General features: G+C 43.6%; 12 protein-coding genes. 6 read left to right on the top strand and 6 right to left on the bottom strand.

Annotated features, from left to right (window positions below; genetic code table 11):
- Positions 1-372: 372 nt before the first annotated feature.
- The 6 genes from PHF18_RS01460 to PHF18_RS01435 all read left to right on the top strand — a co-directional run bounded on the left by PHF18_RS01460 (position 373) and on the right by PHF18_RS01435 (position 5,162).
- Entirely contained in the window at positions 373-555 is a 183-nt protein-coding gene (locus PHF18_RS01460) for a methytransferase partner Trm112 (RefSeq protein ID WP_048125814.1), read from the top strand.
- A gap of 14 nt (positions 556-569) precedes the next feature.
- Positions 570-1,322, top strand: coding sequence for a hypothetical protein (locus PHF18_RS01455; RefSeq protein ID WP_300097436.1), 753 nt, complete (start codon positions 570-572; stop codon positions 1,320-1,322).
- 432 nt (positions 1,323-1,754) lie between these two features.
- Positions 1,755-3,359, top strand: coding sequence for a glutamine hydrolyzing CTP synthase (gene pyrG, locus PHF18_RS01450; RefSeq protein WP_300097434.1), 1,605 nt, complete (start codon positions 1,755-1,757; stop codon positions 3,357-3,359).
- A gap of 242 nt (positions 3,360-3,601) precedes the next feature.
- Positions 3,602-3,748 carry a hypothetical protein gene (locus PHF18_RS01445; protein WP_300097432.1) on the top strand — a complete coding sequence of 49 codons (147 nt, stop codon included), beginning with the start codon at positions 3,602-3,604 and terminating at the stop codon, positions 3,746-3,748.
- A gap of 282 nt (positions 3,749-4,030) precedes the next feature.
- Positions 4,031-4,168, top strand: coding sequence for a hypothetical protein (locus PHF18_RS01440; protein WP_300097430.1), 138 nt, complete (start codon positions 4,031-4,033; stop codon positions 4,166-4,168).
- Between the two features lie 409 nt (positions 4,169-4,577).
- Complete coding sequence (locus PHF18_RS01435) at positions 4,578-5,162, top strand: DUF4013 domain-containing protein (RefSeq protein WP_300097428.1); 585 nt, start codon at positions 4,578-4,580, stop codon at positions 5,160-5,162.
- A gap of 576 nt (positions 5,163-5,738) precedes the next feature.
- Here PHF18_RS01435 and truD read toward each other — a convergent pair.
- The 6 genes from truD to nifS form a co-directional block, all read right to left on the bottom strand.
- Positions 5,739-7,055, bottom strand: coding sequence for a tRNA pseudouridine(13) synthase TruD (truD, locus tag PHF18_RS01430; RefSeq protein ID WP_300097426.1), 1,317 nt, complete (start codon positions 7,053-7,055; stop codon positions 5,739-5,741).
- Positions 7,056-7,256: 201 nt separating this feature from the next.
- Complete coding sequence (locus PHF18_RS01425; RefSeq protein ID WP_300097424.1) at positions 7,257-8,498, bottom strand: transglutaminase family protein; 1,242 nt, start codon at positions 8,496-8,498, stop codon at positions 7,257-7,259.
- 122 nt (positions 8,499-8,620) lie between these two features.
- Positions 8,621-8,968, bottom strand: coding sequence for a peptidyl-tRNA hydrolase Pth2 (pth2, locus tag PHF18_RS01420; RefSeq protein ID WP_300097422.1), 348 nt, complete (start codon positions 8,966-8,968; stop codon positions 8,621-8,623).
- 278 nt (positions 8,969-9,246) lie between these two features.
- Positions 9,247-10,227 carry a tetrahydromethanopterin:alpha-L-glutamate ligase gene (gene mptN / locus PHF18_RS01415; RefSeq protein ID WP_300097419.1) on the bottom strand — a complete coding sequence of 327 codons (981 nt, stop codon included), beginning with the start codon at positions 10,225-10,227 and terminating at the stop codon, positions 9,247-9,249.
- 85 nt (positions 10,228-10,312) lie between these two features.
- Positions 10,313-10,702, bottom strand: a complete 390-nt coding sequence (nifU, locus tag PHF18_RS01410; protein WP_300097417.1) for a Fe-S cluster assembly scaffold protein NifU — start codon at positions 10,700-10,702, stop codon at positions 10,313-10,315.
- Between the two features lie 132 nt (positions 10,703-10,834).
- Positions 10,835-12,022: a cysteine desulfurase NifS gene (gene nifS, locus PHF18_RS01405; RefSeq protein ID WP_300097415.1), complete on the bottom strand. Its 1,188-nt coding sequence runs from the start codon at positions 12,020-12,022 to the stop codon at positions 10,835-10,837.
- Positions 12,023-12,237 lie beyond the last annotated feature (215 nt).

Below are 12,237 nucleotides of genomic sequence, written 5' to 3'. Positions count from 1 at the left end.
GGGATACCGGAAATAAATCCAATCAAAGGATTTAGGAATCCGGGGATAAAATAAAATCCAATGAAGGGATATGAGGGACAGAATCAAATCATGGGATAAGAATTACCCGGGACAAAATAAAATCAAGGATCCGGAATCAGAGAATAAGATAAATACCCTGAGTGAACAATACGAGGGTTAAAGGTAAGATTAAAGGTAAATATTGTGTAAGGTACACATCTTAAAGGAAAAAGAAGTAAAGGACAAAGAAGTAAAGGACAAAGAAGTAAAGGACAAAGAAGTCAACTGGAATCAGGAAAAATTATAATTATCCCTGCGAAATGTAAAATTTTGTCTTCCCTATCGCAAAAGTGGCTTTGATGGTGAATTTTTGTGAAAAAAGATCTTATGGATATTCTGGCTTGCCCTATATGTAAGGGCGACCTGATTTTGAACGTTGTTGAAGAAAATGAAGAAGAGGTCATATCCGGAACTCTCTACTGCCCTGTTTGTAAAGAGCATTATCCCATAGATGAGGGAATTCCGAATTTGCTTCCTCCAGACCTCAGGAACTGATGTGAGGGTTTAACTTGGAGCAGATATTCCAGAATGTTATCATTAACCGGCAGGAAATAAACTCTATTGAGTTTGAAAAAGAGAGCATTGAGATTGCTCTTTATCCAGGTGGAGAGCAGACTTTCGAAATCCTGGTTACAAATTACGGGTCTCCAACCCACATTCACCTTTCCGTGAGTGAAGAACTAAAAGGCCAGATCACTTTTTTGCGGGATAATCCCTATGTTCTCCAGAAGGAATACGTTTCTGCAGTTGCAAGAATCCCACAGGAAGGCAGGATGCTTACAAAGGGTCAGATCTTTATCACTGCAGGTTACGGCTCAAAAAAGAAAGGTTTTCCAGTCCAGCTTGGAAAGGTGGAGGCAAAGCCGCAGGAGCCTTCAAAGGACGAGCCTGCAAAATGGAGAGAAGACACGGAAGAGTTTAAGCCCTCAAGGCCTTCAATAGCAGAGCCTGTAAAAAAAGCTTCTCGCCCAAGGACAGGAAGCGGATTTGGTGGGATTTCATCATCCGTCCTGAAAAATTTTAAGGGAGGGGTTTCATCCACTTCGGGAAAAAGAGCCCGAAAAGGTATGGGGCAGAACGAAAGGCTCCCTCTTGCCCTGGCTTTTGGAGGTTTTTTACTGCTTGTATTCTTCTTCTTCCTTTACTTCATTCTGCCAGCTGGACTCCAGTTCAGTGTCAGCTTTACTCAGGCCCTCTTATTCTCAATCCTGTTTGTGACCTGTACAACCTACATCCTGCTAAAAATTATGGAAGAAGGCTGAGCAATTCCGGAAAACCGGTCTCATACCTAATTTTGCAGTCCGGATGAAATATATTCCCGGCTAAAATGAGACTTTCAGGAAAATAATATTTTCAGCTAACTGAGATCTCAGATAAGCGAGCTTATCTGAATTTCCTTCTTTTTTTAATTAGGGATCAAGCTTTCTAAGTTCTTTTTTAGTTTTTTTTGTAAGCTTGCTCTGGTTTTCGTTTGCCGCAAGTTTACTTTGTTTTTCGTTTGCTATTTGAGATTTTCCGTTCTGGAATTAGAGAGTAATTTTTATATCATGAAGATATTGGTATTGTGTTCGTACGCAAGAATTGACGTAAAAAATTTGTATGTTTTATTCATCTGATTGCTTTTTAGTCTAAAGTTCACAGGAATCTTTTGATCTAAAACCTTTTATTGGAAAAATTATCGAGGAAGCTTACCCATGAAATATATCGTAGTTACCGGTGGGGTGATGAGCGGGCTTGGGAAGGGTATCACCATCGCGTCCATCGGCAGAAACCTTAAAAATAAAGGTTATAAAGTTACGGCTATCAAGATTGACCCTTACATCAATATTGATGCAGGTACCATGAGCCCCTACCAGCACGGGGAAGTTTTTGTGCTCAGGGACGGAGGCGAAGTTGACCTGGATCTCGGAAACTATGAGAGGTTCCTTGACACGGAACTTACCAGAGATCACAATCTCACCACAGGCAAGGTTTACCAGGAAGTAATCGCCAAGGAGAGAAGAGGAGACTACCTCGGAAAGACCGTCCAGATCATTCCCCACATTACAAACGAGATCAAGAATAGAATAAGAAAGGTTGCAGCCAGGAGCGGGGCTGATATTTGCCTTATTGAGATCGGAGGGACTGTCGGAGACATTGAGAGCATGCCTTTTCTTGAGGCTGTCCGCCAGATGCACAGGGAAGAACCTTCCGAAAATATTGTATTTATTCATGTTACCCTTGTCATGGAAGACCTTCAGGGCGAACAGAAAACCAAGCCTTCCCAGCATTCGGTGAAGGAACTCCGAGCTCTTGGTTTGAGCCCCGAAGTAATCGTTGCAAGGTCAAAGATTCCTCTTCAGGAAAGCGCCAAGGAAAAGATTGCCCTTTTCTGCGACGTGCCACAGGAACTGGTTATCAGCGCTTATGATGCAGACGATATTTATGACGTGCCTCTTGTCATTGAAGAGCAGGGACTGACCACCCAGCTCATGAAGCATCTGAAACTTGAGTCCTGTGTTGAAGACGGCGGGTGGAGAGAGATGGTTGCAAGGATGAAGTCCACAACCGACGAGGTCAAGCTGGCAATTGTAGGCAAATACACAAACCTTGAGGACTCTTACCTCAGTATACTTGAGGCTGTCAAGCACGGCGGAATTGATAATGGGTGCAGGGTTGAGGTCACCATGGTTGAGGCCGAGACTCTGGAAGAAGATCCTGCAGAGGTTGAAAAGTTCATACAGTTCGACGGAATCCTGATTCCCGGTGGCTTTGGCGGACGTGGGACTGAAGGAAAGATGCTTGCAATCAAATTTGCAAGAGAAAACAATATTCCTTTCCTCGGGATCTGCCTTGGTATGCAGCTTGCCGTGATCGAATTTGCACGAAATGTGGTGAAGCTGGAAAATGCAAACAGTACGGAGTTTGATGAAGATACTCCTTATCCGGTCATTGATATCCTCCCGGAGCAGACCGGAGTTGCGGATATGGGCGGCACCATGCGTCTTGGAGATTACGAAGCCATCCTTAAGGAAGGGTCCATTGCCACAAAGCTCTACGACACCAATTACATTGTCGAGCGCCACCGCCATAGGTATGAGGTGAACCCCGATTTCGTGGACAGGCTTGAATCCTTCGGCATAGTCTTTTCCGGCAAAAACAAAAACAGGATGGAAATCGCCGAAATTCCTGACAAGCGTTTCTTCTTTGCTTCTCAGTTCCACCCGGAGTTCAGGTCAAGACCGGGAAGGCCGTCTCCCCCGTTCAAGGGCCTCGTCAGGGCAATGTGCAAATACAGGAAGGAAAGAGAAGGACAGTAACCCCCCCAGAGTGATTGAAGAGAATTTTTTATCTCTTTAATCCTCTTTTTGGCTGATTTTTATCCTTTATGGGATTTAAAAAGCCAGTTTCTAACTCATTAACTCCTACCAAATTCAAAGAGTTCCCCTTTCGCGGGAAAATAATAAATACTTCTAAAACTGAGACTAATAGATTACAATGGTATCTGTTTCGGCACTGTACTTCAGTAGCATATACAGGTATTGTGATTTCATCACACTTTATGAAGGTATATACAATGGCAATGTCTAAAAAAGATATGGATCGGAGAAAGATCGCTAAGAAAGAAAAGATGGGAGAGCTGGAAAAACTGGCTTCCGCAGGCAGCAAGGATGCAAAGAAGAAACTTGCAAAGCAAAAGAAGAAATAATCCTTTGATACCTTTCTCCTTTTTTTCTTACATTCGTGAGAGGGTCCGGGAACTTCAAAATCCCGGTCCCGGAAATTTATTCTCAACCGGAAACATTAGTAGGCTCAAATGTTTCTATATTTTCCACCTCTTCCTTGCACCTCCTTATTTTTATCCTCTCGATCATAACTATTAAATATTTATGACACTTAATGCACCTACTCATGTCAATATGTTAGAGAGTTTAAACTGCAGGAGCATTACGATAAGGTTGCATGAGCAATCTCGCTGAAGGTTTGTTATATGGCAATGGCTAAGAAAGATATGGAACATATCTCTGACTCCAGAGCTCGCAAAGATATGGAAAAACTTCAGAAGAAAGCTTCTTCCGGTGATAAGGAAGTAAAGAAAATGCTTGGAAAAGATAAACAGAAAAAATAACCAGGTAAGTTTTTCTTTCAATAAACTCATGAGAAGATCCGGAGGGGTTAGAAAAAAACCCTTATTTGAAAGCTTTCCATTTCAAAAACCAAATTTAGACTGTTTACAAATAGGTCTTTAAATTACACATCTCCATTTAACATAATACCTATTTTTCATTTTTCCCTTTTTCTCTTTTTCTTGCTAATTAATAAGTTCTAAGGGTGGTATTTTCAGGCCGAACTGGCTATATTTTCGTTCTTAAAAAGTATATTTCCGGAATGTCGTTTTCCATAATTTCCTGATTGTTGCTTACCAGCTTTATTTTTTCATGGACAGCATCTTTTTGAATTTATTTATTGAACTTTCTATACATCTTTGATTTTATTTTTACGAGGTTTTATATACTTGATAAATAAAACTATATCTGGTGATTATTATAGAAACCATAAGTTTTTCTGAAGCTGTTAAGTATCCGTTCAAAGTGCCGCAAAGGCTTCTTTACATACTCCTGTTATTTATTCCCATTATAGGATGGCTTGCACTTTTCGGTTACGCTGTAAGGCTTGTTAACGAATTTATTGAGGGCAGGTATGAAGGGCTTATTAAACTCGATTTTATGGAAGACCTGAAACTGGGGTTCATGGTTTTCCTGAAGGCTCTTCCATTCTACATTGCATATATGGTGATACTGTCTGCTACAACGTATGTTAATGAAACCCTGGGGAACCTTGTCAATCTGCTGTTAGGGTTCTTTGTGATCCCTCTGCTTGCGGTTAATTTCTTCAGAAAACAGACCATCGAGTCTTTCTTTGAATTTGATGTACTGAACATCGTCAGGGACAATCCAGGAGAGTATATTGTTACAGTACTGAAACAGTATGCTCTTGTCATAATATTTGCAGTCCTCTCAATTGTACTTGTGGGCATACCTGCAATGTTCTTCACAAATTCGATATTCGTTGCAAACCTGTATGGAAGGTTAGTGGAACGGAAAGCAGGCCATGGTCTGTAAAGGTTAATTGAAAAATTAATTAAAATTCCGTTGACCGCCTGAGTTATCAGTCTCAGTTTCTGGCCGGGATTTCCTGGTCAGGATTTTCTTCTTTTTGTTTGCTTCACAGCCCTCAAAGGTTATAGAGACCTTTTTCGGCGGGATTTTCTGCGAAAAATGACCTCAAATTTGCCAGGGAAGAACTTCCTGACTCTCTGGAGGACACCGTTTTTCAAAGTAGTTCAAGAATTCTGGTCACCGACACAGGAAAGGTGTCCGTTTTCGATCTGTATCTCTAATCCCGCTTTCTCCTCGATTGTTCCTTCACACCCTGTCTCTTGCTGAATATAATTTATGGGGTGTAGAAGAATGGGATATAAGAATCCTTCGAAACTATTCGGGTCCAGGCTGGTCTAATTCAAAGCCTGTTGAGTTAAAAGTCCTGACGTTTAAGTCCTGCCGTCTTGACATTAAGGAAAACTCACTCGCCTGTGTTGAGCCTGGGTGGGCCCGGGTGCCGGGAAGTTGAAGACTTCCCGGGGTAAAATTAAAAAAAGAAAACTCCGGGGACGGAGTGTTTTGTAAATTCAGCTCATTTTAGCTCATCTGCAGCGGGTCCACTTTCATATATTCCCGCAGCACGGTTGTTGCATAACTCCCTTTTGGCAGCATGAACTCAAGCACTGCCTTTGATTTTCCGGGGTTCAGCTCGTCTTCCGAGACCTCAAACTTCGGTTCCACCTGCAGGAGGACTTCCCTGCGGATGCCTTTCGAGCTCATTTCCGGGAACTCTTCTATATCAAAGCCTTCGAGAGATACTCCAAGTTCTTTGAGGACTTCGTTTTCTATTTCTCCCGGAACTCCGGATGCAAATGCAGTCTTAAAGCCCGAAAGCGGGGCTGTAATGAAGGCTCTGCCGAGTTTTATCAGGCGATTCATGGCGTTTACGGTTTCTGCTGTGACCTTTTCGGTCTTTGAGGAATCCGGAAGGCCAGCATCGTTCCTGAAGCAGACGAGATCTCCGTCTACTGCCTGGTTTAAGGGGATGCCACGTTCAATCCGGCGGCAGAGGATTATGTTATAAATATAGGACTGGTAGCCGTGTACGAACATCCTGTAGAGGTTCTGGGGGAGCACGCGGAAAGCTCCGGGATAATCTTCCGGGTTTGCTATCAGGTGGTTCATCATTGCCCGTTCGTGGCCCAGGCGGAGGGGATAGGTTTTCAGCCCCTCTTTATAATCGCGGGTCTCTTGGACAAACTGGCGGGCTTTTTTTGTTTCTTCCGGTTCATCCGGGAAGGGTTCGGCAATATAGCGGAGGGCTGCTTTTTCAAAGTTTCCTTCAACAATGTCTTTTCCTACCAGATGAGTCACAGGACGAACCGAGCCGAAACGCTGGACTCCGAAGAAGTTGGGAACGCCGCCCTGAGCAAGAATTTCGTCAGTTGTCTTTTTGAGCAGAGAAGCTATCTCTTCGGGAGAACTTTCAATATTCCGGATTGTAATTATGAAATCATTTCCCCACAGGTCTCCAAGTTCCACAGACTTCCGGGAGCGGCCCAGCACTTTCAGCTCTATGTCTTTTAAATGGATTCTTTCAATTTCCGAGGCATCGGTATCAAATATGCTGATCTTCTGGGTGGTAAGTGCCCGTTTGTCTTTTGTGCCTGCAACGCTGATTCTTTTCTGGCTTACCTGCAGGATTTTTGAGAGGGTCCGGGTAAAATGATGTGTATCCCAGTCCCTTTTTGTAAGTTCAAGGATGAGGTATTTTCCTTCCTCTCCTTCCTCCCTGTTTGTGATCTCTTTTACAATGAAATCCTCTATTTCCTGGCGGATCTGCCCTCCAAGCCCTTCGGTATCAGTAAAGTAAAGATCCATTCCTATCTGTTTTTCAATTTCCGGAACTTCCATAGGTTTCCAACACTCCTTAAATAAATTAGATGAAATTTAACTGGGTAAAATTTAACTGGGTAAAATTTACTGGGTGAAATTTACGGCTGGATTTATTGACTGAGAATTTACAGGATAAGATCTGTTGATTAATGGTGCAGATCAACAGTTTCCAGGGAAGTTTTTTTCTTCCCGTGTACTTCCGGGGTCAATAATTTTAATTTATTTCATTGGCATGACGCTGATGTCAATCACTTTTACTGTGCTTGTGTTTAAGAAGGTCCAGCTCCTGTAAGTTTCATTTTCTCCGACTGCCTGAACCTTTGCCTGAGCTGTTTTTCCTGGAAGTCCGCCTGCATAAAGGCTGGAAGTAGGGTCAAGCATGAGCCAGGAACCGTATTCGTCGGTCAGGTAGTTTACATCAACATTTCCGTAATAAGCCCTTATTCCTTTAATTGCGGTGTCAGTTGAATTGGTTCCGTTGCCTATATAGACAGCTGCGAAGGCATGGGTGTCTGTCAGATAGACTCTAGTTGTGCCTCCCACAGCTTCGAGCATGGATGAGAGGAGAATTGCCTGATCTTCACAGTCTCCGGCTCCTATCCTCAGAGTAACGTTGGCTGGTTCCCATATGTCGTTACCCCTTGGGTCACTTACATATTCGACTTCTTCTTTTACCATATCAAAGAGGGCACAGACCTGATATATATTATAAGCTCCAGGATATGAACGGGCTACTTCGGCTGCTTTACTCCTTACAGTAGGTTCGGCTGATTCCACCAGTCGGTTTATTTTTTTAAAGTAATAAGCAGGATTGTATTTGTATTTTGGAGTACTTTTTTCGGGCATTGGCTTCAGATCGGCAGTGTACCCTTTCATAAAATAGGGATCGTATTCATGCCATTTGCCTTCAGATGTCGAGGCGAGCAGCCAGAGGACGATGCTAAAGCTGGCTTTTTCTCCTTCAGGTACCTGAACTGCGATTATTCCCAGATTCTGCTCTTCTCCAGGGATAAGTAAAGCTCCACAATCTTCGGAAAAGACCTGGTTTTCGGAGGCGTTAACAGAAACTCCGTATCTATCAATAAAGATTGGGTTTCGGCCTTCGTTTTTAATGCTTATTTTAAAATAACTTATCCCACCCTGGTAAAACTCTGAGGTCTGATAACTGCTACTCAGAGAGAAACCAGGCTGTAGTGGAGTCCTCAGGACAGGAGTAAGTTCTTTTTTCGTAGTGGAATACGAAGGTATTGCCGGAAAAGTAAAAGAAGCCGTAGCAGGTATGAATTTCTCTTCAGAGCTTTCAGGCTCCTCACACAGTCCAAAACAATCTCTTAACTCATGCGTAAAATTGTTAATCGAGTCCGAAAAGAAAAATCCAGCCATTGTAACCAGTACAAGGCATATGCATAAGACAGCAATTATCGAGGCTGCGTTTTTTTTTGAAAACTCCGGGTTAATCATTCATACCCTCCTGAATTGAATAACAGGCAGAATTATCTTCTGTCAGTGAAAACATCTCTTCAGGTATCCCCTGCCCACTTTTAAAACGGGTCTCTAAGCCCCTTCTCCGGGAACTCTGGCAATTAAACAAGTTTCAGGTCCCGCGTAATCTTATCTATAAGCTCTTCTTTTGCCGGTCCGATTCCGAGCACTGTGACTGTCCCTGAAGGTATTTCAGTAAGTCCTGCGTCCTGTATCAGGGCGGTCGGAAGCCCTTCCCGTCTTGCTTTTTCCTTAAGTTCATAAAGGTCCTTAAGGGTGGGAACTTTCAGGACAACTTTTTTTTGTCCGCCTTCCTTCCATTTTTCAAGGTCGCTTTTGCTTGCCCATTCAGATGCAGAAAGAGCAGCATGAGCCACCTGTACAGCAAACTTACCTTTGGAAAGTTTCAGGTCGTCCCGTGTAACTATACACTGTTTGTATTCACTCATCTTTTGCCTCGGGCTTATTCAAAGGCAGCCTATATCTTAAATGTTTTCTGTGCAACCTTTCCGGATCGAGTTTGAGAATTTCTCTCAGGCTTTCTCACAACCTTCTTCAGACCGCTTCAATTCTACAGGCTGCTTTACTGTTTATATATCTGATAAACTGTTTTCATAAATCTGCTAGTACTGTTTTCACAGATCTATAGTTCACAGATTTGATAATACCTCTATTAAAAATCTTCCTAAAATATATTATGTTCCCTTCAATGCCATTTATAGTTAAGTCATAAAATATTTTGCAGGTATTCCAGAATATATTCGGCAGGATTTATCCCCCATGCATCAAAAATACCTTTTCCTGACGGCGTTCCATTGACCTCCAGTATCCGGGAACCCTGTTTATTCCCTTTGCTTCCATCTTCAATTTTTTTAGTTTCATTTTCAGTTTGGGCTTCAGGGCCTTCTATAATATCAATACCTGCAAATGTTGTGCCTACTGCAAGGGAAGCTTTTTCTGCAATTTCCTTTTGTTCATCGGTAAGCACACATCGGTCTGCACTTCCTCCCTGACTGAGGTTGTTTACCCAGGAACCTGCCGCAGCTTTTCGGTAAATTGCGCCTATTGCAGTTCCTCCGACAACAAAAGCCCTTATATCCCTCCCAGGGTTTTCTATAAACTCCTGGATATACAGCATCCCCCTCTCTTCAAGTAGGCTTTTAAGAGCTTCTTCCACGGGTACAGGCTCGGTTTTTCTATCTGAAAACCTGATTTCTCCTTCCTTTACCCTTGCAATATCCTTTCCCTTGTATCCAAAAACAGGTTTTATGACAGCATCTCCGAACCTGGATACGACCCTTAAGGCTGCCTCCACACTCTGGATGGCGATGGTTTCAGGTACTGGAAGGCCGGCTCTTGCCAGGAGATAAGAAGCATGGTACTTGTTTGCTGCATTCCGGATAGCTTCCGGGGAGTTTATAACCGGAACTCCCTCTGCCTCCAGCTCCCTCAGGATATCAAACCTGAAAGATACTCCTTCAAAAGCCCCTGCCCCTGCATCTCTGACAATAAGGGCATCAAGGTCCGAGAGCATGATTTCCCCTGCTTTAAAAAAGGCTGCCGGCTCAGAAGTTCTTGAATTTACACTGACCTCTGCTGTCCTGAGGTCAAGAACAAAGGGAGAAAAGCCTTTTTCCTTTGCTGCATTGGTGAGTGCCCGGGCTGTCCAGTCTTCCGGGTCGGTAATTGCGATTCCTATTTTTTTCATAGGGTATGATCTGGTATCCTTATTATCAAGTTTACGATTAAAGATCTTCAGGAGGCTTACAGGAGGTCAAGTGAGGTGTTTTCTCTCAGGCCTGCTCTGCAAGAGGTTCAAGTCCCTGCTTTTTACGATATTCATTGATTGCCCTGTGGGTGGCTTCCCTGGACACTACTGAACACTCCAGTTTTCCAGGAGGCAGCCCCTCAAGCGCTTCAGCGACTTCCTCGTTTGTAAGCTCCCAGGCTTCTTCAAGGGTCTTGCCTTTTATCAATTCGGTTGCCATGCTGCTGGATGCGATTGCTGCTGCACATCCAAATGTCTTGAATTTTACATCCTCAATCCTGTTGTCTCGGATTTTCAGAAAAATTTTCATCTGGTCCCCATGGGGGTTTCCGGCTTCTCCAACGCCGTCAGCATTTTCTATTTCCCCCACGTTTCTAGGATTCATAAAATGGTCCATCACTTTTTTATTATACACAAAATCCCCTCGCTTTTCTTTCGCTTCTTAGATTGCTATCTGTTTCTCAGGCCTATAAGCTTTCATAGGCTCTTATTCTCCCTTATTCCTCCTTATTCCCCTGTATTCTCTCTTATTCCTCCTTATTCTCCCTTATTTCCCCTTATCCGCAGGTTTGTAGAATGGAGATATAGCTCTCAATTTTCCAACGACCTCAGGCAGTACCTCCAGTACATAATCAATATCTTTTCCTGAGTTTGCATCCCCGAGGGTCAGGCGCAGCGAACCCTGGGCGGTTTTGGGGGGCACTCCTATTGCCCTGAGCACATGGGATGGGTCCGAAGAACCCGAAGAGCAGGCGCTGCCTGTTGAACAGCAGATTCCCATCTGGTCAAGCATGAGCAGCAGGGATTCCCCTTCTATATACTCAAAACTGAAGTTCAGGTTCCCAGGAAGGCGTTTTTCCGGATGCCCGTTGAGCCTGCAGTGAGGAATTTCAAGGACTCCGGCCATGAGGCGGTCTCTCATTTTCCTGAGCTTTTTATTATGTTCCTCAATGTTTGCAGTTGCAAGTTCTATTGCTTTTCCCATACCCAGGATCCCGGCAACATTCTCTGTCCCTGCGCGTTTTCCTCCCTCCTGCGCGCCCCCGTGCATGTAATTGTCAATTTCGGTCCCTTCTCTTATGTAAAGGGCTCCGACCCCTTTTGGCCCATAGAATTTATGCGAGGAAAGGGAGAGTATGTCCACATCCTTATGCTCCCTCTGCAGGTCAAGGGGGACCTTCCCTATTACCTGTACGGCATCGGTATGAAAAGGAATTTTGTGTTCCCTGGCAACCTTTCCTATCTCTAAAATGGGTTCGATTGTCCCGATTTCGTTATTGGCATACATGACCGAAATCAGGACCGTATCCTTTCTTATTGCGGCTTCCACCTCTGCAGGGTCTAAAAGCCCGTACCTGTCTACAGGCAGATAGGTTACATCAAAACCCTGCGTTTCCAGATACTCGCAGGGGTAAAGTACTGCATGGTGTTCGATTGGCGTGGTGATTATGTGCTTTCCTTTCTTTTGCCTGGCAAAAGCCGTGCCTTTGACAGCCCAGTTATCGGACTCGGTTCCGCCCGAAGTAAAGTAAATTTCTTCAGGTTTAGCCCCGAGAGCTTTTGCAAGCTTTTCCCTGGCGGTTTCTACAGCTTCCCTGCCTTCTCTGCCTATTGAGTACAGGGAAGAAGGATTCCCAAAATGTTTTTTCAAAAAAGGCAGCATAGTTTCAACCACTTCCGGATTTGTAAAAGTGGTAGCTGCATGGTCCATGTATACTAAGTGCGTATCTCCCATCAGAACACCCGATTAAAATAGGAGTTTGCTCGATATGAATTTATTGTGCCCCCTAAAAACTTTCAGTTTGTATCCGGAGATGTGAAAGTATCCGGAAAAACGAAATCATCAGGCTGTGCTAACGGTTTGATCCGGGTTGTGCTAACGGTTTGAATTACACTGTAAATAATTTCCCCGCATTAAGAAAGTATTTATAACCCGATTTCTTTAGTCCA

It is taken from the genome of Methanosarcina sp., from assembly GCF_028693135.1.
In the GTDB taxonomy this organism is placed as follows: domain Archaea; phylum Halobacteriota; class Methanosarcinia; order Methanosarcinales; family Methanosarcinaceae; genus Methanosarcina.
This window is presented reverse-complemented; position numbering and strand designations above follow the sequence as displayed.

Coding starts and splice junctions, on each gene's coding strand:
- pyrG (WP_300097434.1), top strand. CDS start 1,755: ATGAAATATATCGTAGTTACCGGTGGGGTGATGAGCGGGCTTGGGAAG.
- PHF18_RS01445 (WP_300097432.1), top strand. CDS start 3,602: ATGAAGGTATATACAATGGCAATGTCTAAAAAAGATATGGATCGGAGA.
- PHF18_RS01440 (WP_300097430.1), top strand. CDS start 4,031: ATGGCAATGGCTAAGAAAGATATGGAACATATCTCTGACTCCAGAGCT.
- truD (WP_300097426.1), bottom strand. CDS start 7,055: ATGGAAGTTCCGGAAATTGAAAAACAGATAGGAATGGATCTTTACTTT.
- PHF18_RS01425 (WP_300097424.1), bottom strand. CDS start 8,498: ATGATTAACCCGGAGTTTTCAAAAAAAAACGCAGCCTCGATAATTGCT.
- pth2 (WP_300097422.1), bottom strand. CDS start 8,968: ATGAGTGAATACAAACAGTGTATAGTTACACGGGACGACCTGAAACTT.
- mptN (WP_300097419.1), bottom strand. CDS start 10,227: ATGAAAAAAATAGGAATCGCAATTACCGACCCGGAAGACTGGACAGCC.
- nifS (WP_300097415.1), bottom strand. CDS start 12,022: ATGGGAGATACGCACTTAGTATACATGGACCATGCAGCTACCACTTTT.